Below are 19,764 nucleotides of genomic sequence, written 5' to 3' on the forward strand. Positions count from 1 at the left end.
TGTCAAGGGTAATAAGGTGATTTTTTATCTAAAATAAGCAAAATAATATAATATTAGCCAAAATTTGATAAGAAAAAAGGGAGCGCTTTGTGGAGGCGGCTCCCAGAAACCTAGGAAGGTGTGTTAGTGGCAGTTGAGATTCTTAAATGACAGGCCGGCATTGGTCAGCCAGAGCGCATAGACGTCGTCGCCCACGCGGATGAGTTCGGTGTCGGCGCATCCGGTGAGATCGAGATCAACCCAGAGTTCGGTTTCCGCGAGGTCGGTCGTGAGCCGGATGACGTGGATGCTGGAAATGCCGGTTTCTAGATCCACACCGCACCAACTGGCGCGTGCCGGATCATCATCTGACGAATCAATGCCGGCTACGCCCGCGATGTCCCGGTCCAGATCCAGCGCCATGACCGTATCGTCAGGAAGGACCCAGCCCGCAGAAAGCTGGTTTATGTCGTCCGCCATGTACCGTTCGTAGAGCACCATCGCCGTACCGCCGGCATTGACCATGGCTCGCGTGGCGAACATGGTCGGCTCAAGTACGATGGTGGTTACTTCGCCGAATGCGTCAGGCGCCACGAACTCGGTGAGATAAACCGAGTTGTTGGATTCTCCGCGTACCGTGTAGGCGAGAGACCAGCCGGTTTCGGTTGGTGAAAGTACCGGGCTGCGGCTGTCGGCGCTGATGAGCCGGTGATAGTCGTTGAAACCCGTGCTTGCGGACCAGCGGCCGAACCAGGCGGTGGCGATTTCCGGATCACGAACTTCAAGGGCCAGACCGTATTCACCATCCAGGCCGAGCTTAACATCGTTGAGCGTGGTCGTGGCTGGTGATGGGGAGTCCCAGATTTCGCCGCGGTTTATCACTGCGCTCTCGGAGATGCCGTATTCGCCGGTCAACATGATGGCGCTGTCGCTGGAAGTTGCAGTCCAGAACAGGCGGGGATTCTCGCCGGCGAACCAGAACACGAACGGCTTGCGCAGTTCATTGCCCGGCTCCTCGATTGGAGTAGCCGTGAGTTCCTCGGGCGGTTCGAGCGGATTGAAGAGAGAGATATTTCCTCGCTCTCCGCTATCGCAGCCGATCCATGCGAGGATGATTCTCTCGTCGTCGCTTGCGGCATCCAGGCCGCAGCCCAGGGTCGGCAGGTTGATGGTTCTGATCTCGGGATCGCACATCGGTTCCACGCACTCGTCGATCACGTGGCAGAGGTTGTCGGCTCCGCAGTAGTCCAGCGTGCACTCCACGCCGTCCTCGCACTCGTTGTCCGAGTTGCATTCAGTCTGGCCGTCGAGGTCAACGCGGTAGCAGCTCACGAAACACATGGCGCAAAGCGCCAGAATCAGCTTCTTCATTTCAAAACCCTCCTTGGTTTTTTCAAAGTCCGATTTCTACTTTATTGCCCCATACCAATGAGGCAATCAAGATGAAATGGGAGCGCTTTAGTAAGTTGGCGGCTCCCGGAAGCCTTTAGTGAAAGATCAATTGCAGATCTTGCGGTAGGAGAGGTTCTTGCTCGTGGAATCGAGCCAGAAGATCCAGTCGTTGGTTTCCGTGCCAAGCAGGTGAGTCATCTGGCATCCGCCCGGAAGGCTGATGTCTAGGATGCTTCGTCTTGGAGCCGGACCAACCAGCTGGACGTGAAGCGAGTCGGCGTCATCTTCGGAACCGCACCAGCTCAATAGCGCCCGGTCATCCCAGAGTGCGCCCAAGCCATGGCTTCCGCTCGCGTTGCTATCCAGCAGTTCAAGACCGTCGCTTCCGGAGGCGGCGAAGTAGAGTTCACTGTAATCACCGCGGTCCCGGTTAACGAGCAGGAAGTCGTCGGCCAGAGTCGGCGCGATCGCCGCCGATGAGTATCGTCCGCTTTCCGGGCTGATGAGGACGGCTTCGCCCAGCCCATGAACTAGTGAATAGTCCACGGTCCAGACATCGCCGTAAGCCGGATCAAGCTCCGGATGAACGGTGTAGGCGAGCGAGTAACCATCCGCTACCGTGTCAACAACTCCATGAGTCGTGAACGGCGCGTCGCCGAGTTCCTGGATCGTCTTGAGCTCGCCATCGAGCGAGAACCGAGCGAACATTGCCTGCTGGTAACCTACGACTTCATCGTGGTATGCCCAGACCAAGCCGTATTCGCCCGACGGGTGGAAAACCGCCTCGCCCAGGCTCGAGTAGTAGCCCTGGTCAAAGAGAATCTTTGGCTCGCCCAAGCTTCCCGTTTCTAGGTCGTACTCGGCCATGACGAGAGTGCCGCGCGAGTCCGAGGCGTGATAGCGGGTCCAGAAGATCTGCGGATTGCCATCGTGCCAGAGAACTCGCGGATTCCACACCGCGAGATCCTCATCGGTCTCGAGGGGAATGGGAGTGAGTTCGGCGGGAGGGTTCTCGAGTTCGAATACCGCGATGTGACCCTTGCCCATGTCGCAGCCACGATCGCGCCAGACAAGCGTGGCCAGGCCGTTGCGGCTCGCCACGTCATAGTCTTCCACGCCTTCTGCGAACGAGAAGGCATGGGTCACGGGTATGCACATTGGCTCACAGCCGCCGTCCGGGCAGTCGGATTCGGCATATCGCGCTTCGCTCATATAGCAGCCGGTCGCAAAAAGCGCCGTTGCGATTATCAGGTTTCTCATCGGTCCTCTCCTTGTGTTTTATGGTTGGATTTCAATGTCCCATGCTACCATTGTAGCCTGAAATTATAGCATATTTAAGCGGTTTTGTCAAGGCTCTGTACAGTTAATCTCTAAGGGTGACTAAGGTTAACTATACCGAGGCGCATACAAAAAACCGCCCAAAGGCGGTTTTGATAATTTTTATGATTAATATATCTATTCTGCCGGTTTGGGAAAAATCTTAATCTGCCCCAGGCGCTCCAGATCGGCTTGGTCAATTAGCCCGTGGCTTGCCATTATGCTAGTTTGTGTGTCTATTTTTTCTTCTAATTTTTTGTCCCGGACCACGGTTTCGCCAGATAAATCAGCGATTTTATCGGCCAAATAATCTCGGGTATCCATAATATCCTTTTTAGTTGCCATGGTTGAACGTATTTCTTTGATTTCTCCCTTAATACCGCCAATCTCTTCTCGCAATTCATCAAACTGCGGAGCAATGGTTTGCTCGTAAAAATTGCCAAATTCTGTCCCGATTTTCTTTAAATCTTGGTCATCTAACATATAAAACAATTATAAACGCAATATTCCATGTCGTCAAATTATGTGTTATAATTGCCTTATCAAGGGGAAAGGTTATCCCCAACGTCCGAGAAGCTCCAAATTCCAAACACCAAGCTCCAAATAAATTTCAATGGGCGAAATCCCAAAATCCAAACCCTATAATCTGGAAGAAAGAACCTTTGAATTTTCAAAGCAAGTAGCTGTTTTTTGCAAGAATTTACCCAAAACTCAAAGCAATTATGAGTATACCAGACAGGTTATTCGATCTTCCGGATCGGTTGGTGCGAATTACATTGAAGCCAACGAAGCGTTAAGCAGCAAAGATTTCTTGATGAGAATTAAGATTTGCCGCAAGGAGGCAAAGGAAACCGCATATTGGATTGGCCTAATTATTGCGACAAACGACGCAGACCTCGAAAACGCCAAGCGACTATATGAAGAAGCCATTGAATTAAAAAAGATATTTTCATCAATCGCAGAGAAAACAAAAAAAGTTTGAAATTTGGATTTTGGCATTTATTTGTAATTTGGTGCTTGTTATTTGGAGTTTAGAAAGTCAGTTCTTTAAAATAATAAAAAAAGCTCTATTAACAGAGCTTGCTAATTCATAAGAGAAATAATATGGCATTCCCATATACCCCGGCGGTTCAGGATCCATCCTCTGCCGCTCCGGACAAGCCATTTTCGGCTCAGGCGCATGCCTCTGTCGGAATCGGCAAAGTCAAGCCAGCGGGGCAAAAGCGCACGTTAGGAGAAGCTTCAAGGCTTATCCGATTTTGCGATTTTGTCATCCGCTGGTCAATCTACCTGGCGGTTTTTTTAATTCCGCTCTGGTTTTTACCGTTCACTCAGGATGCCCTTGAGATAAACAAGCAGACCCTGCTTGTAATTCTCTCGGTTATCGCGCTTCTTGCCTGGTTCGGCCGCATGATGGCCTTGCGCCAGGTTGAGTTTAAGCGGACCGTCCTGAATCTCATCGTTGCTCTTTATGTTTTGGGTTACGGCATTGTCGCCTGGTTTTCCAGCGACCGGTATTTAAGTTTTGTTGGCACCGGTACCCTTGAGCAGTTCAGTTTCTTGTCGGTTCTTGCCTTTGCCGTCATGTACTTTGTTATTTCAAACAACGTACGCGACCTTAAGTTCGTGCGCAATATTCTGTACACACTGGCTGGTGCGTTAACCCTAACCTCGTTCTTCGGCATTCTGCAGATGCTCGGCGCGTATATTTTGCCCTGGGATTTCGCGCGCGTCGTTACATTCAATACAATCGGCACGATCTATGCCCTGGGCATTTTCCAAGTTATTGGACTCCTCGTGATCAATGCCCTGATTCTCGTAATGTCCGGCGGCGGCGCGGTCTTTTGTCCGGCTGGGCGCTGCGGCATCGCGAGCAAAGTGCTTTTAATTATTGCCGCGGTCTTAAATCTCATTGGTTTAATACTGCTTGATTTCTGGATTGTTTGGGTTCTTCTGATTGTGGGATCAATAATCGTACTCGCGTTTGCAATTGTCCGCGCCGGCGAATTCCGGCCCGGCGCGCCGTTCATGCTGCCCATGCTGACGCTTGTGATCGCAGTCTTGCTTCTAATCGTTAATCTTCCGCTCGGCATCAATCTTCCTGCTGAAATCAGCCCATCAACCGGCGCGAGTTTTGAAATTGCCAAATCCGCGCTTCAGGAATCGCCGCTCGTTGGTTCGGGCCCCGGCACGTTTGGTTATGACTATACCAAATTTCACTCGTCGGCCGTTAATGCCACGATTTTTTGGAATGTGATTTTTGACCGTGCCAACTCCCATGCGCTTACACTCCTTGCGACCACCGGTCTCATTGGTCTGATGCTCTGGCTCGTTTTGATTGCCGTGGCGGCGGTGCGCGCAATTATCAATTTGTTCCGCGACAACCGTGCGGAAATCTGGCGATATATTTTAGTTATCGGTTCAGTATTTATCACGGTGATTGTGTCGCGCTTCCTTTATTCTTCAAACTTCGTCGGTGAATTCATATTTTGGCTGTTCCTCGGCCTCGTCGGCGCCCTGATTTCGCGCGAGTGGTTTCGCGCCGATTTCAAGATTTCGCCGCGCGCCGCGCTCACCATGAGCTTTGTGTTTATTATTCTCATTGTGGGGTCGGTCTCGTTGATATACCTCGCTTGTCAGCGCTACGCCGCCGAAGTTATATTTGTTCAGGCAATTAAACTTGATCAAAACCGCGGTTCGATTGATGATGTAATCACAAAACTGAATTCCGCCGTGCGTCTCAACCGCTACGAGGACACGTATCTCCGGAATCTGTCCAGCGCGGTTACGGCAAAATTTGCAAACGAAGTGAGCGGGCAGGTACCGCAGGAAAAAGCCACCTACGTGCAATCCCTCATTAATGATATGGTAAGTATCGCCAAGGCCGCGGCCGATTTGAATCCCGCGAACAGCGCCAACTGGGCGAATCTCGGCGCAACTTACCGTAGTCTCGTGCCGTATGTTCAGGGCTCGGGCGACGCGGCCAAGGTTGCCGAAGAAAAAGTAGTTGAACTCGCGCCGACCAACCCGGTGTCTTACATTGATCTTGCCATGACGCATATCGCGGTCGCGGATTTGAATTTGGCCCTCACCCAGTCCGAGGATGAAAAGATTGCGGCTGAAGCAAAAACCATTGTTACCGAAAATCTCGCCAGGGCCGAAGAACTCCTGAATAAAGCGATTGAACTGAAACAGGATTACGCACCGGCTCATTATCAACTCGCGCTTGTCTATGACCGTCAGGGAAAACTCGCTGAGGCGATTGTAAAAATGGAGCAAGTTGCGGCCGCTAATACCGATGACGTTGGCGTGGCTTTCCAGCTTGGCATGCTTTATCTCCGCAATAACGATAACGACAAGGCGCGGAACGCCCTTGAATACGCGGTCAAGCTTGTGCCGAGTTATTCCAATGCCCGCTGGTTCCTGGCCACGGTTTACGAAAATCTGAAGGATATACCCAAGGCCATTGAGCAGGTGGAAAAAGTGCTTGAGCTCAATCCGGATAACGCCACCATCAAACAGCGTCTGGATAACCTGAAGCAATACGGTACTTCTCAACCGCCGTCCATTCCCGAACCCGTGAAAGAAGGCACGGCCGCGCCGCAGCGATAAAAATAAAAAAAGAGAGGCTTTACCAAATATTGCCTCTCTTTTTGTATTGACAATCAAGGCGCTTTACCCTAAAATACCATACATCACGGGCCGTTAGCTTCCGCCTTCGCTCTCGTTTTACTCGAGCTACGGCGGACAGGCAGCTGGTGTTCGTCTTGAAGCATATGCTATTAATTATAGTTTAATCAGTGGGCTCGTAGCTCAGTTGGTAGAGCGCCTCCATGGCATGGAGGAGGTCAGGAGTTCGAGACTCCTCGGGTCCACTGATTAAATTATTTTTTATTCAATATTCGCTGAAGTAGGCATGCCTGTCCGCCGAAGTACCGATAGCAATCGGGACGTAGGCGGAGAAGAGGTCACCCCGACATAACGTCGGGGTCGGGACCAAAATAATACTATGCCCATTCCATCGCGCGAACTCGGCCGCCGTTCCATCCGGTTAAAAGGATATGATTATTCCCGACCCGGATTTTATTTTGTGACGCTTTGCACGTTTCAGAGAGTGTGTTTGTTTGGCGAAATAGTGGATGATCAGATGATTTTGAACAGGCTTGGTAAAATCATAATTGATGAATGGCGCAATATTCATAAGCGATACAGCGAAGTCGCTTTGGATAAATATATTATAATGCCAAATCATATTCATGGAATTATTCAAATTAATGTAGGGGCGACCCTTGCGGTCGCCCCGAATAGGGCGGACCGTTCAGGCGCATGGGTCAGGGCAGGCGCAAGGCCTGCCCCTACAGCGCACGATATAAGTTTGGGAGATATTATAGGGTCATTCAAATCATTGTGCGTCAATGAATGGATAAAGAATAATGCGAATGACCCGATTCGCCAGGCCGCAAATATTTGGCAGCGCAATTATTACGAACGCATTATCCGTACGTTAGCCGAATTATCAGAAACACGCAAATATATTCAAGAAAATCCTATAAAATGGCAGGCGGATGACAATCATCCGGACAATTTTAAAAAATAACCGTAGGGGCGACCCTTGCGGTCGCCCCGTATAGCGCGGTCGCCCAGATAAAAACATTGCGTCAATTTATTTATAATCACCCCATAATATGTCTCTCAAGGTCGGCATCGTCGGATTGCCAAATGTCGGAAAATCAACCCTTTTCAAAGCGCTCACGCGCAAGAGCGTTGATATTGCGAATTATCCGTTCTGCACCATTGAACCCAATGTCGGGGTGGTTGAGGTGCCGGACGAGCGGCTCGCTCGCCTTGCCGCGGTTTCCAAGCCGGCGCGCATCGTGCCGGCCGTGATTGAATTCGTTGATATTGCCGGGCTCGTGGCCGGCGCGAGCCGGGGCGAAGGCCTGGGCAATAAATTTCTTTCGCATATCCGCGAGGTTGACGCCGTCTGCCAGGTGGTGCGCGTTTTCCGCGATCCCAACGTCACGCACGTGCATGATAAAATCGATCCCAAGAACGACATTGAAATCATCAATACCGAGCTAATCATGGCGGATCTGGAGACAATAAAGCGCCGCGACGAAACCTTGGCCGCAAAAGCCAAAGCCGGCTTGAATCCGGCGCTGGAAAAAAGTATCGGTACTATTAAAAAAATAATCTCCGCGCTTGAACGCGGCGAGCTTGCGAATTCACTGGAGCTTGACGAAGAAGAGCGCGAATCCGTCTACGACCTGCACCTTCTCACCGCCAAGCCGTTTGTCTATGCCGTAAATTGCGACGAGGAGCAGATTAAAAATAAAAACTGGCAGCATGGACTGCCAGCGGGGCTTGAATACGTTCCATTTTGCGCCAAGCTTGAGGCCGAAATCGCCGATCTTCCGCCCGCCGAAGCCGGGGATTTCGTCACTGCCCTGGGGTGGGAACACGGCTGCCTGGATTCATTGATTGTTTCCTGCTACAAAATTTTGGATCTCATTACATTTCTTACCACCGGGCCGGATGAAACCCGCGCCTGGACGGTCCGCGCAGGGGCCAAGGCACCGGAAGCCGCCGGAGTGATTCACACGGATTTTGAAAAAGGATTCATCCGCGCCGAAGTCTGCGATTGGAAAAAATATGTTGAAGCCGGGAGCGAGGCCGCAGCCAAAGCCTCGGGCTGGGTGCGCACCGAAGGCAGAGACTATATCATCCAGGACGGCGACGTGTGTTATTTTCTCTGCAACAAATAAATTAAATTTTTTTGAGTATCAGTATCTCCCGCCCCACGATTTGTCCGGGGCGAGAGTACAGAATAGTGTGGCGGATGGTCTGTTCCGGAAAAATTTGTCCATTTTCCACGATCGGGTTCACGATTTCAAAGCCCGATTTTTTTATTTCCCACAGAATATTAATAAAAATATTGGTTTTTAGCATAAAGACCGGCGCAACTATGACCGCGCGCCCGGATTTTTTTAATATTTTGGCAAAAACCGAGAACATTTTGGCATAAAGCTTTTCAAGTTCGTTTTTTATTTTGCGGGCGTCGTTTTCCCGCACGCTCCGGCGAAGCGGGGGGCCGAGATAAGGCTCGGTTACAATAGCGCTGACGGAATTTGGCGCGATTTGTTTTTCAAGAAGCCGCGCGTCGCACGAAAAAAGCTGGATCTTCGCGTCGCGGGCGAGCATATCCTGGTCTTTGAGCCAGTTAAAATTTTTGCGCGTGTCTTCTATGGCTTTTTCGCTCACGTCCGAACCGATTACATTAAACCCCATGAGCGCGGCTTCCATGAGAATCGTGCCGGATCCGCAGAATGGATCAAGCAGTACGCCGGACTTGTCCGCGGCTGCGAGATTAATCATGATTTTCGCAAGCTTTGGCGGCATCATGCCCGCGAGCTCGTCTTTTGCCGGCCGGTCCCAGTCGCGCCGGGATAATTCTTCAAACGGCTGGCAGGTCACGGTTTTGCCGACGAGGATTGAATCATCAAATTTAAAACAATTCAATTCAACGCCACTCTTGTTCAAGATTTCTTTTTGGGCGATGACGCTTGAAAGCGCGGGTTCGCGCGAGGCAACGAGTCGCGCGCTCACGCCCGCGGACCGGAGCGCTTTTTTGACAGCTAGCGCGTCAAATTTAAAGCCGTAATTATTGACGCCAAAATTTAATTTTTTGATGCCCGACGAATCGGAGAGTAACCGCGTGAGATCCTGCGGCAGTGAGGCCGGATTTGATTCCAAAACAACTTGGCCGATTTTTACCGTACCGCCAAGCTGCTTCTGCAGGCCGGCCGGGTCAAGCGGGGATTGGGTTTCAACAATAAAAAATCCCGGGCCGTGCCGCCGTCCGGTAATCCGGCCGGCAAGTACGGATTCGATTTCCGCGGTGGATAAGGCCGCGTTCCGTCCGAGCATAAAGAAATATGCATTGGTCGTTTTCATACTGTTATAAAAATTCTACATCAAATCCGAGTGTTTTGCGAGTTTTTTGCCAAAATGCGTCAAAAATCCGTGGGTCCGGGTGTCGGGAATAGTCTTCAACATTTGAAATTTGACGCTTATTTTAGCTAAATTTATAATATAATTAGGAATTGGCCAATTCCGAACAAGCGTTCTTTGACAAGAATTTCACGAGCTTTTGTCCGGCCGGCTCTTGACGGCCGGACATTTCCCCGCTAAAATAAGGTTACTTTATTAATTCTTAAGTCCATAGGGTCCAAAAGACTCTTTTCGCGGTTCTCCCGATTGCGATCGGGATCGGGATACGCGGAACAAACACTATGAACTACGAACTACTTTATATTATATCTGCGCAGTATACGGACGACGAAGTGGCCGGTCTCAAAGACAAGGTCACCGCGGCGCTCCAGAAATCGCCGATTAATATATTAACCAACGAGAACCTGGGGAAGCTCAAGCTTGCATATCCAATCAAGCACGCGCGCCACGGGTTTTATATTTTAGTTGAGTTTGAAACCGAACCCGCCGCGGTCCGCGGCCTTGAGCGCGAAATCCGCCTGATGCCCGAAGTGCTCCGCCATCAGCTTATTAGTCTCGGCGCAAAGCGTCCGAGCGATGAGGCGAGAAAGGCCATTAGAATGATTTCCTACGAAGAGCCGGAGCCGGATGCCGTGCGTGAGCCGGCGCCCCGATCCCGATCGCAATCGGGAGGGCCGAGAACCGCTCCGCGCCCCGCTCCGAAGAAAGTAAATCTCGAGGAGTTGGACAAAAAGCTTGATGAAATTCTTGAGAGCGACGTGAAAATCTAAGAAATCAACCCAAATATATGAATTTAAATAAAGCAATGATTATCGGGAATCTTACCCGCGATCCCGAACTTCGCACCACTCCGAGCGGCGCTTCGGTCACTTCCTTCGGCGTCGCCACCAACCATACCTGGACTGACCAGCAGGGCAACCGCCAGGAAAAGGCTGAATACCACAACATTGTCGCCTGGGGCAAGCTCGCCGAAATCTGCTCGCAGTATCTTGCCAAGGGGCGCAAGGTTTATATCGAGGGGCGCCTGCAGACCCGCGACTGGGAAGGCCAGGACGGCGTCAAACGCTACCGCACCGAAATCGTGGCCGAGAACATGATTATGCTTGACCGCGGCCAGGGTCCGCGCGCGCCGGGCGAAGTTCAGAGTGAAGCGCCGGCCATGCCCGAAGAAGAGGTTAAAAAAGAAGACATTCCGTTTTAAAACAATATGGCAATCTCACAAAAACCAAAAGAAGACCGGCGCTGCTATTTCTGCGCCAACAATTTTCCGGAAATTGATTATAAGGATACGCAGCTCCTGCGCCGTTTTATTTCGTCATATGGCAAGATTGTGCCGCGCCGCAAGAGTGGAGCTTGCTCCAAGCACCAGCGCCAGCTGGCCACGGCGATTAAACGGGCGAGGATAATGGCGCTCTTGCCTTTTGTCCCTAAGTAATTTTTTCCCAAAACCCCGCTTCTAACGAGGCGGGGTTTTGCTGTTATCTATGGCAAACTCAAATTCCATGAAAAATGAATCAGTCCGCGCGAAATTCGAGTGCCGCGCCGAGATCATTGACGCAATCCGCGCCTTTTTTAAAGGTCGCGGCTATCTTGAGGTGGAAACACCCAAGGTCGTTGCGTTCCCCGGCCAGGAGCCAAATCTTGTTTCGTTTGAAACCGCGGTTCTGGACGAACGTGGAAAAAGTTTCTCTGGATATCTTATCACCTCACCCGAGTTTTCCATAAAGAAAATGCTTTCGGCAGGTTTTACCAAGGTTTTTGAAATGGGAAAATGCTTCCGCAACGGCGAGCCCTGGGGTGGTGATCACAATCCGGAATTTACCATGCTCGAGTGGTACGCGTGCGGTATGGATTACCGGGGACTCATGGATGAAACCGAAGAGCTGGTTTGCGCCGTTAATCAGAAAATCAATAATTCCGAGAAAATTCAATATCAGGGACGGACCGTGAATCTCGCGCGGCCCTGGACCCGGATGAGCGTGGCCGAAGCGTTTAAGAAATGGACCAGTATTGATCTTGCGGCGAATCTTGAAGCCAATCGGCTCGCCGAGCGCGCCCGCGAAATCGGAATTGAGGTAACCGAGAGCGACAGCCTTAGTGACATTTTTTTCAAAATATTCTTATCGCGCATTGAAACCGAGTTTCCCAAGGACGCGCCATTGATTCTGTATGATTATCCCACGGCCTTGGGTGCTCTGGCGCGTCGGCGCAGTGATGACCCGCGTTTTGCCGAGCGGTTTGAAGTGTACATCGCCGGCATGGAGCTTGCGAACGCCTTTTCCGAGCTCACCGATCCGGTTGAACAGAGGCAGAGATTCTTGGCGGAACAGGAAGAGCGTGGGCGCAACAATCTCCCGGTTTATCCGATTGACGAAGACTTCCTTTCCGCGCTTGCAACCCTTCCGCCGTCCGCCGGCATCGCTCTCGGCGTCGACCGGCTGGTTATGCTGCTTCTTGACGCCGCGGATATCAATGACGTGATCGCTTTCGGGGCCGGAGACATATTTAGTCAAAAGTCTAAAGTTAAAAGTCAAGTCCAAAGTCATCGAGTTCAATCTTAAATCCAATATGGCAAGCAATAAGGAATTTAGCGACCAGTTCAAAAGAAGAATATATAAGTTTATTCTGGACTTAATAAAATATACCGATACCCTAGCGCAAGATAATTCACTCTGCCGCGTCGCGACCAACCAGCTACTGCGATGCGGAACAAGCGTCGGCGCTAACTATATAGAAGCCATCGCGAGCGCCTCAAGAAAAGAATTCACCAACTTTTTATCAATTTCGCTGAAATCAGCAAACGAAACAAAATTTTGGCTTGCTCTCTTACGGGATTCCAATCGGGGAAGCACCGATGAAATAAACAAGCTCTTAAAAGAAATCATGGAAATATCAAACATGCTCGGTTCCAGTATCCGGACATTGAGAGTAAAGTGATTGGACTAATAAACTTTAAACTTGACTTAAGATTTTTAACTTTTGACTTTAGACTAAACGGGTCGGCTTGACTTTGCACATGATTGATTGTATAACTTTCTTAAATTAATAATATTTCTATATTTTTATCGTATGGCTTCAACCTCGGAAATAAAAAAAGGCGCGGTTCTCAAATTCAAAGACGACCTTTGGCTTGTTACCGAATTCCAGCATATCAATCCGGGCAAGGGAAGCGCGTTTGTGCGCACGCGGCTCAAAAATATTAAAACCGGAAAAAGCCTGGAGAATACTTTTAAAGTCTCCGAATCGGTCGATATCGAGGAGCTCACGCGAAAAAACATGAATTATCTTTATGCCGATGCCGGACAATATAATTTCATGGACCCGGTATCCTATGAACAGATTTCTTTGGGCGCCGATGTACTCGGGGATACGGCGCGCTTTCTCAAGGAAAATCTCGAGGTCATGATTCTCTACCATAACGACGCTCCGGTCACGGTTGAGATTCCCAAAAAAATTACCTATAAGATAGTTGAGGCCATGCCGGCCGTGAAGGGCGATACCGCTTCGGGAAATGTTACCAAGGAAGTTGTTTTGGAAAACGGGCTCAATGTCCAGGCGCCGCTTTTCATCAATCAGGGAGAAAGCATTGTGATAAATACCGACACCGGTGAATACGTTGAACGGGCTAAGTCGTAATTCAATATAACAAAAACACCCTGGCCTGCCTGCCGGTAGGCAGGTTACCCGGGGTGTTTTTTATTTTATTGTCACTAGTCCTTTTCCGGTGCCTTTGCTTTCACCTGCTCCCAAATATCTTTTCCAATTTTATCCATAAGTTTCGGGTCGCCCTTGAGAAACAGTTTGGCCGTTTCGCGGCCAACGCCAAGCTTGATTTCGCCGTAGGCGTAGGAGTTGCCGGATTTTTGAATAATGCCGTAGGCAATGCCTGTGTCCAAGAGATCTCCGGGAATTGAAATACCTTCGTTGTACATGATATCAAATTCCGTGGCGCGAAACGGCGGCGCGACTTTGTTCTTGACGATTTTTGCTTTGACGCGGTTGCCGATGATTGTTTCGCCCTGCTTGATCTGCGCGGCGCGCCGCACTTCAATGCGCACCGAGCTGTAAAACTTAAGCGCGTTGCCGCCGGTCGTGGTTTCCGGATTGCCGAACATGACGCCGATTTTGTGGCGGATCTGGTTTATAAAAATTACGATTGTCCGGCTCTTTGAAACAATGCCGGCAAGCTTCCGGAGGGCCTGGCTCATGAGGCGGGCCTGCAGTCCGATGTGTTGATCGCCCATGTCTCCTTCTATTTCCGCTCGCGGAGTGAGCGCCGCCACGGAATCAATCACTATTACATCAACCGCGTTTGAACGCACGAGCGTCTCAACAATCTCAAGCGCCTGTTCGCCGGTGTCGGGCTGTGAAATCAAAAGATCATTAATTTTTACGCCGATGCGTTTTGCATAATCCGGATCCAGCGCGTGCTCGGCATCCACGAACGCGGCAATTCCGCCGCGCTTCTGCACTTCGGCGACAATGTGCTGCGCGAGTGTGGTTTTACCCGATGCCTCGGGTCCAAAGATCTCGATAATGCGGCCATGCGGCACGCCGCCGACACCGAGCGCGATATCGAGCGAAATGCTGCCCGTGGGCACGGTTTCCACCTGCATGCTCTTGGCCTCACCAAGCTTCATGATCGAGCCTTCGCCGAAACGGCTCTTGATCTGGCTTACCGCCTCCGAAGCGGCGTTTTGTTTTTCATCCTGCCCCTCCCGTTCCTTGTCTTTAGCCATACTAATTTATAATTAATTAATCTTCGTTTGATTCCATTATTATTTTTTTGTATACGGTTACGGCGCGGCTATGCCGTTTCCAGGCTTCAATGGTAACAATATTGAGGCCCCTTTGCAAATCCAGGGTATGGTTGAAGCGGCCTTCGCTGTCCGTGACCACCGCCTGGTCGTTGATTTTTACCAATGCCTCGGCGTCGGTTTTGCCCTGAATTTCCGCCTGCGCGCGAACCGTGACAAAATCATCCGGCGGAGCGGTAACGATAAGGGAAGGCGGGCGGAGAAGCGCGTTGATCTGCCAGCCGAGATATCCGATAATCGCGAGGCCGGCGATGCTTACCAAAAATATTTTTATGAGTCGCGGCGCCACAATCAGATGGCTCGGCCGCAGCGTGCCAGATGCCGGCCGATGCCCCGTTTTTCCCTGCACCTTTGCCGCGAGATTCCACTCGTGTTCAAATAATGGTATGAATTTTGCTTCCTTAAGGCCGAGAGCGCGGAGATAGGCGCGCAAATAATTTTTTGAATAAAGTATTTCCGGAAGTTCGGAAAAATCATTTTTTTCAAACGCGACAATAAATTTTTCCTGAAGGCCGGCGCGTTCGGCGGCTTCGGCCGTCGAGAGTCCGCGCCGTTCACGCCATGACGCGAGCTCCTGGCCGAGCGTCGGCATAACGTCAATAGTTTTGATGCGAAAAGCCGGCATGGGCAAAAAAATAAAAAATCAAATCTCAAATCTCAAAAATATTTAATCCTGATCGTTTTTTCGTCCCCAGCCCGTCTCGTCATCTGATGGCACATAGGCGCTCGGTTCTTCTTTAGCCTCATCCTCCTCAGCATCCTCCTCGGATTCTCCCGGCTCATTCTCGGCTTCTTCTTCCACTTCTTTTTCCTCACTTTCCTCTTCCTCCACCTCTTCTTCTTCCGCCTCTTCTTCTTCGGCTTGTTCCGTTGTTCCATTGTTCTGTTGTTCGGTTGCTATATTGTTCTCTTGTTCTTTCGTTGGCTCATCTTCCGCCGTCTCCTCGGAAACTTCTTCCGAATCCAGCGGCGCGCCGCCTAAGTCTTCAAGATCGTCTAGGGAGTTAATCAAAAGTTCGCGCGGTTTTGCGCCGTCGCCCGGGCCGATAATGCCCTGCTCTTCCATGAGATCCAAAAGTCTTGCCGCGCGTGCGTAACCGACTTTGAGCCGGCGCTGCAGGAGCGAGGCCGAAGCCTTCTTGGCCTGGAAAATCGCTTCAACCGCTTCTGGCATAAGCGGATCACCGTCGCCGTCGCTTGAAAAAATCGTGCCGCCGGCGGTGCCTTTTTCGGTTACGGTTTCATCATAAGACGCGGGCGCATATTTTTCTTTGATAAACGACACTACGTTCCTGATTTCCTGGTCCGTAACAAACGCGCCCTGGAGCCGACGCGGCTTTGATATTTCTGCGGATGTAAAAAGCATGTCGCCGCGGCCGAGAAGTTTTTCCGCGCCCGAGGTGTCCAGAATGGTGCGTGAATCCATGAGCGATGCTACGGCAAACGCGATGCGCGCCGGAAAGTTGGCCTTGATGAGGCCGGTGATAACATCAACCGACGGACGCTGGGTCGCGAGAATGAGGTGGATGCCGACCGCGCGCGCCATCTGGGCCAAGCGGATGATGCTCGCCTCAACCTCCGAGGCTGCCGCGGTCATAAGATCCGCGAGTTCGTCAATGACGATTATAATATACGGCAGTTTTTCCTGATGCCCGGAATTATAAGTTCCGATGTCGCGCGCGCCGCACTTGGAAAGAATATCAAAGCGTTTTTCCATTTCGCGGATCGCCCATTTGAATGCATTCACGGTTTTATGGACATCGGTGACAACCGGCGTCAAGAGGTGCGGCAATCCGTTATAAACCGGAAGCTCAACGCGCTTTGGGTCGATCAAAATGAATTTTAATTCATCCGGGCTGTTCTGAAAGAGGAGGCTCATGATGATGGCGTTAAGGCAGACGGTTTTGCCCGAACCGGTTGAGCCGGCGACTAGAAGATGGGGCATGCGCGCGATGTCGGCCAGGTGCGGCGCGCCGGAAACGTCCTTGCCGAGGGCGATATAGGTGTTGCTTTTTCGTCCGCGAAATTCGCGTGTATCAAGAATCTGCCGGAGCCGCACGGTGGCGATGCTTTGGTTCGGAACTTCAATGCCGACAAGTGATTTGCCCGGAATCGGCGCCTCGATGCGGATTGGGTGCGCCGCTAAGGCGAGCGCGAGATCATTAGTGAGCGCGGTAATTCGGGTGAGCTTTACACCCTCCGTCGGTTTCAGCGTATATTGTGTCACCGTCGGTCCGATCGCGATGTCGCCCATTTCAACCTGCACGCCAAAGTCGGCGAGCGTTTTGCGGATAATTTCCTGCCGTGCCTTGATGTCCCCGGCCGTGGGTTTGCCGGCTTCGGCCGAAAGAAGATCGAACGGAATATCGATCTTGGCGCGCACGCGCGTCGGCGCGGCCGAAGGCAAGTGCTCTTCCGGGGGCTTTATTATTCTTTCAATTCTATTTTTAATAATTTTTTTCGCGAATCCGGGATCGTATTCGCCCTGGTCATTGATGACTTCGGGCGCGCCGATTTCCGATTCGGTTTCATCCGAAAATTTAGCCGTGCGTTCGGAGCGTTTGAAAAGAAAACCGATTGGTTTGAAGATTGAGAAAATTGCGGTGAACATCCGGCCCACGATTGTGCCTGCGGCCATGAGATGCTGGATGTAGGTATTCAAAAGGAAAAGAATTGAAACCCCGGTCAAGGCGACGGTTAGTACGAGCGCGCCCCAAAAGCCGGTGAGTCCGAGAAACGGGCTCGCAACTAAAAGTCCGATCATGCCGCCGGCCGTGGCGAGTTCCTCGGCCGTAAAATCTTCGTTTCCAAAAACCAGCACATGCACAAGTGCGTTGAAAAATAGGAAAAATAAAACAACGCCCACCCAGTTGGTGGCGTTGACGCGGAGTTTTCCGGGCGCAAATATCACATAGGCGATCACGGCCATGATCACGGGTATTAAAATCCGATCCCAGCCAAAGGCGTCACGCAGAAAATCATTGATTTTTACCCCAAAAGAGCCCGCTAAGTTGAAGATGCTCAGGGCGATAATCAGAGTGGTTGCAAGGAGCGCGATAATCGCGATGCCGCGTCGGGTCTCCGGCGTCAGATGCCAATGAAATTTTTGGTGCTTTTCGCCCCGGTTTCCGTTGATTTTTTTTCTTTTTTTCATGTTATTTTTCGCCTAATTTACCCATAAATTATACCATTTTTTCAACCCTCGGTCAACGATAAACAAAAAACCAGATAATCTATCTGGTTTTTTGCGGTTCTGCATTTGAAGCTGCGTCACGGGGCCAAGCAAGTTTTGTCGAGTCAAAGGTTGGAAAGCGTAGAGGAGAGAGATTTATCCCGACAAAGTCAGGATAACGCTTCTAACACTCCGATCTGACAGAAGCTTACCCCGCTTCGCAGCTTTAAAGGCAGAACTCGGACTGCGGTTAGTAATATTAATTTAATACAGATTTTGGTCTCTGTCAACCGCGGAATATTCTCACGACAAGCTATATTCAGGATTCAAGATTTTTGAATGCTGGATATAGCCGGCCTGATGAATTTTTTAGGTTCAACAGGCCGAGAAAGGGTGCGGCCCGGGAGCGGACGGCTCAAGGTCACAATGGCCGAACCGTCCGCTCAACCAGGCCAGCGAGGCTCAAAGTCGGCAGAGTTCGCCAACGAGCCTTGCTCTCACTCCGGGCTTGCGAGATCTGAATCGCTAATCGCCAGCCGCGGTTTTGGCCGATATCCGCGGGAAAGATCCCGGTGCTTGATGGCCATCTCCAGGTCCATCAGCCCCTTGTCCCTCTCCACGTTCTCGCAGAGCTCGCAGACCGGTCGCAAGGACAGTTTCTTTCCGTTGTAGCGAACTAGGTAGGCCTTGCGAATCACCGGCTCGGAGAAGTCCGGGTTTTTCTTCCGTTCATCCTCAACCGCGAGATCGTGCGTCTCGCAGGTGCAATATATGAGTTCGTCGCACATGGCTAGTACCTCCTACTTCTATATGCCAAATGTCAGATGTTAGATGTCAAATCTTATGTTAAATGTCAAAGCTTAAATTGTAGATTTAAGATTCATCTTTGACATATAACATTTGACATTTGACCTTGAAAAGTTCACATCAGCCGCCGATTTTCATCAGCGTCTAATGATCGGGCACAACTGATTCAGGGGATGAATCATTATGTTGTGCCAAGTTGAAGTGGAAGAACTGTGAACGGTGGGAAGAACCGGATCAGGCCGCCGAGCTGGCGGTTTCGGGCTCCTCGATCTCCCCCTGGGCGCCTGCGGCCGCCTTGCGGGCCTTCTTTCCGTTCGGTCGCGGCTGGCGCGGGTTCCCTCCGGAGGTCCTGTCGAGCTCGGCCTTGGCGAGCGCCTTGGCTACGCGTTCCGCCTTTGCCGCCTTTTTTGCCGCCTTGGTTGCATCGCGGTTGGCTCTATTCTTTGCCATGTCCGCTTCCACCTGGGGGCGGAGCTCGGCCACCTTTTCGGGCGGCAGAAGGGGCTCGCGCGGCGCGGCCTTGGGAGCCTCGGGGGCGGGCATGGCCTCGGCCGGCGCGGCCTTGGGGGCCTTGGCAGCCTCCGCGTCGACTCGCGCCATCTCATCCTCGAACGATCCTCTCGAGATGACGCCGCCCTCGTAAAGGCCTCTGAGGACCGCCCTCTTCTCGTCCGGGGTGTTGGGGCACTTCTTGGTAGCGGGGGCTTCGGTCTTGGGAACCCTGCCCCGGACTTCGGCCATGGTTACCAGGGCGTTGAACCCCAGCTTCACCGACTTGTCGCGGAGGGCTAGCAGCAGGTCGCGAAGCTCCATGGCCCGCTTGAGCACGTCGTCCGAGAGATAAAAAGTTATCTCCGGAGCGAGTGGCGTTCCGCTTTCATCGGGCGGGGCGTAGTGAGTCACTCTGGTTTCCTCGTCGGCTTCCTTGTAGAGAACCTCGATCTTGCCGCCGTCCTTGGTGTTCACCGCGATCTTCTCCTTACCGCGGTAGGCGGCAAGGAGCAGGGCGAACGAGATGAATACCGAGCGCGCCCGTATCTTCTCTCCCTCGGTCATGGGGTCCAGATTAACCTGGATCTGGAGCGCCTCGAGCACGGGCTCGAGGAGCGAGCGAAGCGCGAGCACGACCGTGTACCAGCAGCCGTCCGAAGCCTTGACCTCGCCGATCCTCATCTTTACTATGGTCCTTATGCTCTTTCCCTTCATGACTGAACTCCTTATTGCCTCCCGCACTGCGGGGGGACTTGGCTTGGGTTTAAGGAACTAAGT

At 51.5% G+C, this 19,764-nt stretch carries 19 protein-coding genes and 1 tRNA gene; 11 read left to right on the forward strand and 9 right to left on the reverse strand.

Annotation, left to right across the window (positions count from 1 at the left end; genetic code table 11):
• Positions 1-123 precede the first annotated feature (123 nt).
• From PHW53_01620 to PHW53_01630, 3 genes are all read right to left on the reverse strand, one after another.
• Positions 124-1,350: a hypothetical protein gene (locus PHW53_01620; protein ID MDD4995149.1), complete on the reverse strand. Its 1,227-nt coding sequence runs from the start codon at positions 1,348-1,350 to the stop codon at positions 124-126.
• Between the two features lie 126 nt (positions 1,351-1,476).
• The gene (locus PHW53_01625; protein MDD4995150.1) at positions 1,477-2,583 is read right to left on the reverse strand and encodes a hypothetical protein; all 1,107 of its coding nucleotides are present in this window, start codon (positions 2,581-2,583) and stop codon (positions 1,477-1,479) included.
• 243 nt (positions 2,584-2,826) lie between these two features.
• Entirely contained in the window at positions 2,827-3,171 is a 345-nt protein-coding gene (locus tag PHW53_01630; GenBank protein ID MDD4995151.1) for a hypothetical protein, read from the reverse strand.
• 130 nt (positions 3,172-3,301) lie between these two features.
• Here PHW53_01630 and PHW53_01635 point away from each other — a divergent pair, with 130 nt between their 5' ends.
• The 5 genes from PHW53_01635 (at position 3,302) to ychF (ending at position 8,453) form a co-directional block, all read left to right on the forward strand.
• Positions 3,302-3,670 carry a four helix bundle protein gene (locus PHW53_01635; protein ID MDD4995152.1) on the forward strand — a complete coding sequence of 123 codons (369 nt, stop codon included), beginning with the start codon at positions 3,302-3,304 and terminating at the stop codon, positions 3,668-3,670.
• Between the two features lie 122 nt (positions 3,671-3,792).
• Complete coding sequence (locus tag PHW53_01640) at positions 3,793-6,300, forward strand: tetratricopeptide repeat protein (protein MDD4995153.1); 2,508 nt, start codon at positions 3,793-3,795, stop codon at positions 6,298-6,300.
• 190 nt (positions 6,301-6,490) lie between these two features.
• Positions 6,491-6,563: transfer RNA gene (locus PHW53_01645), tRNA-Ala, on the forward strand.
• A gap of 134 nt (positions 6,564-6,697) precedes the next feature.
• Positions 6,698-7,285 carry a transposase gene (locus PHW53_01650; protein ID MDD4995154.1) on the forward strand — a complete coding sequence of 196 codons (588 nt, stop codon included), beginning with the start codon at positions 6,698-6,700 and terminating at the stop codon, positions 7,283-7,285.
• Between the two features lie 88 nt (positions 7,286-7,373).
• A complete protein-coding gene (gene ychF / locus PHW53_01655; protein ID MDD4995155.1) occupies positions 7,374-8,453 on the forward strand; it encodes a redox-regulated ATPase YchF in 1,080 nt (359 codons plus the stop codon).
• A gap of 1 nt (position 8,454) precedes the next feature.
• Here the strand turns inward: ychF and PHW53_01660 are convergent, their stop codons facing one another.
• Entirely contained in the window at positions 8,455-9,642 is a 1,188-nt protein-coding gene (locus PHW53_01660; protein MDD4995156.1) for a DNA methyltransferase, read from the reverse strand.
• Positions 9,643-9,980: 338 nt separating this feature from the next.
• On the opposite strand from PHW53_01660, the gene rpsF reads away from it, so the two are divergent.
• The 6 genes from rpsF to efp all read left to right on the forward strand — a co-directional run bounded on the left by rpsF (position 9,981) and on the right by efp (position 13,335).
• Entirely contained in the window at positions 9,981-10,469 is a 489-nt protein-coding gene (gene rpsF, locus PHW53_01665; protein ID MDD4995157.1) for a 30S ribosomal protein S6, read from the forward strand.
• Positions 10,470-10,486: 17 nt separating this feature from the next.
• A complete protein-coding gene (locus PHW53_01670) occupies positions 10,487-10,900 on the forward strand; it encodes a single-stranded DNA-binding protein (GenBank protein ID MDD4995158.1) in 414 nt (137 codons plus the stop codon).
• 6 nt (positions 10,901-10,906) lie between these two features.
• Entirely contained in the window at positions 10,907-11,134 is a 228-nt protein-coding gene (gene rpsR, locus PHW53_01675; protein ID MDD4995159.1) for a 30S ribosomal protein S18, read from the forward strand.
• Positions 11,135-11,183: 49 nt separating this feature from the next.
• Complete coding sequence (gene epmA / locus PHW53_01680) at positions 11,184-12,260, forward strand: EF-P lysine aminoacylase EpmA (protein ID MDD4995160.1); 1,077 nt, start codon at positions 11,184-11,186, stop codon at positions 12,258-12,260.
• A gap of 7 nt (positions 12,261-12,267) precedes the next feature.
• The gene (locus PHW53_01685; GenBank protein ID MDD4995161.1) at positions 12,268-12,636 is read left to right on the forward strand and encodes a four helix bundle protein; all 369 of its coding nucleotides are present in this window, start codon (positions 12,268-12,270) and stop codon (positions 12,634-12,636) included.
• Positions 12,637-12,768: 132 nt separating this feature from the next.
• A complete protein-coding gene (gene efp / locus PHW53_01690) occupies positions 12,769-13,335 on the forward strand; it encodes an elongation factor P (GenBank protein MDD4995162.1) in 567 nt (188 codons plus the stop codon).
• 74 nt (positions 13,336-13,409) lie between these two features.
• Here the strand turns inward: efp and recA are convergent, their stop codons facing one another.
• From recA to PHW53_01715, 5 genes are all read right to left on the reverse strand, one after another.
• Positions 13,410-14,438 carry a recombinase RecA gene (gene recA / locus PHW53_01695; protein MDD4995163.1) on the reverse strand — a complete coding sequence of 343 codons (1,029 nt, stop codon included), beginning with the start codon at positions 14,436-14,438 and terminating at the stop codon, positions 13,410-13,412.
• A 16-nt stretch (positions 14,439-14,454) separates the two neighbouring features.
• The gene (locus tag PHW53_01700) at positions 14,455-15,141 is read right to left on the reverse strand and encodes a helix-turn-helix domain-containing protein (GenBank protein MDD4995164.1); all 687 of its coding nucleotides are present in this window, start codon (positions 15,139-15,141) and stop codon (positions 14,455-14,457) included.
• A gap of 42 nt (positions 15,142-15,183) precedes the next feature.
• Positions 15,184-17,670 carry a DNA translocase FtsK 4TM domain-containing protein gene (locus PHW53_01705; protein ID MDD4995165.1) on the reverse strand — a complete coding sequence of 829 codons (2,487 nt, stop codon included), beginning with the start codon at positions 17,668-17,670 and terminating at the stop codon, positions 15,184-15,186.
• A gap of 515 nt (positions 17,671-18,185) precedes the next feature.
• Positions 18,186-18,476 (reverse strand): hypothetical protein, encoded by a 291-nt coding sequence (locus tag PHW53_01710; protein MDD4995166.1) that lies wholly within the window; start codon positions 18,474-18,476, stop codon positions 18,186-18,188.
• A gap of 253 nt (positions 18,477-18,729) precedes the next feature.
• Positions 18,730-19,701, reverse strand: a complete 972-nt coding sequence (locus PHW53_01715; protein MDD4995167.1) for a hypothetical protein — start codon at positions 19,699-19,701, stop codon at positions 18,730-18,732.
• Positions 19,702-19,764 lie beyond the last annotated feature (63 nt).

Source organism: Patescibacteria group bacterium (genome assembly GCA_028710985.1).
In the GTDB taxonomy this organism is placed as follows: domain Bacteria; phylum Patescibacteriota; class Patescibacteriia; order JAHJFT01; family JAHJFT01; genus JAQTTB01.

Excerpts from the sequence above, each read along its gene's own strand:
- PHW53_01620 (MDD4995149.1), bottom strand. The coding sequence starts at position 1,350 with ATGAAGAAGCTGATTCTGGCGCTTTGCGCCATGTGTTTCGTGAGCTGC.
- PHW53_01625 (MDD4995150.1), bottom strand. The coding sequence starts at position 2,583 with ATGAGCGAAGCGCGATATGCCGAATCCGACTGCCCGGACGGCGGCTGT.
- PHW53_01630 (MDD4995151.1), bottom strand. The coding sequence starts at position 3,171 with ATGTTAGATGACCAAGATTTAAAGAAAATCGGGACAGAATTTGGCAAT.
- PHW53_01635 (MDD4995152.1), top strand. The coding sequence starts at position 3,302 with ATGGGCGAAATCCCAAAATCCAAACCCTATAATCTGGAAGAAAGAACC.
- PHW53_01640 (MDD4995153.1), top strand. The coding sequence starts at position 3,793 with ATGGCATTCCCATATACCCCGGCGGTTCAGGATCCATCCTCTGCCGCT.
- PHW53_01650 (MDD4995154.1), top strand. The coding sequence starts at position 6,698 with ATGCCCATTCCATCGCGCGAACTCGGCCGCCGTTCCATCCGGTTAAAA.
- ychF (MDD4995155.1), top strand. The coding sequence starts at position 7,374 with ATGTCTCTCAAGGTCGGCATCGTCGGATTGCCAAATGTCGGAAAATCA.
- PHW53_01660 (MDD4995156.1), bottom strand. The coding sequence starts at position 9,642 with ATGAAAACGACCAATGCATATTTCTTTATGCTCGGACGGAACGCGGCC.
- rpsF (MDD4995157.1), top strand. The coding sequence starts at position 9,981 with ATGAACTACGAACTACTTTATATTATATCTGCGCAGTATACGGACGAC.
- PHW53_01670 (MDD4995158.1), top strand. The coding sequence starts at position 10,487 with ATGAATTTAAATAAAGCAATGATTATCGGGAATCTTACCCGCGATCCC.
- rpsR (MDD4995159.1), top strand. The coding sequence starts at position 10,907 with ATGGCAATCTCACAAAAACCAAAAGAAGACCGGCGCTGCTATTTCTGC.
- epmA (MDD4995160.1), top strand. The coding sequence starts at position 11,184 with ATGGCAAACTCAAATTCCATGAAAAATGAATCAGTCCGCGCGAAATTC.
- PHW53_01685 (MDD4995161.1), top strand. The coding sequence starts at position 12,268 with ATGGCAAGCAATAAGGAATTTAGCGACCAGTTCAAAAGAAGAATATAT.
- efp (MDD4995162.1), top strand. The coding sequence starts at position 12,769 with ATGGCTTCAACCTCGGAAATAAAAAAAGGCGCGGTTCTCAAATTCAAA.
- recA (MDD4995163.1), bottom strand. The coding sequence starts at position 14,438 with ATGGCTAAAGACAAGGAACGGGAGGGGCAGGATGAAAAACAAAACGCC.
- PHW53_01700 (MDD4995164.1), bottom strand. The coding sequence starts at position 15,141 with ATGCCGGCTTTTCGCATCAAAACTATTGACGTTATGCCGACGCTCGGC.
- PHW53_01705 (MDD4995165.1), bottom strand. The coding sequence starts at position 17,670 with ATGAAAAAAAGAAAAAAAATCAACGGAAACCGGGGCGAAAAGCACCAA.
- PHW53_01710 (MDD4995166.1), bottom strand. The coding sequence starts at position 18,476 with ATGTGCGACGAACTCATATATTGCACCTGCGAGACGCACGATCTCGCG.
- PHW53_01715 (MDD4995167.1), bottom strand. The coding sequence starts at position 19,701 with ATGAAGGGAAAGAGCATAAGGACCATAGTAAAGATGAGGATCGGCGAG.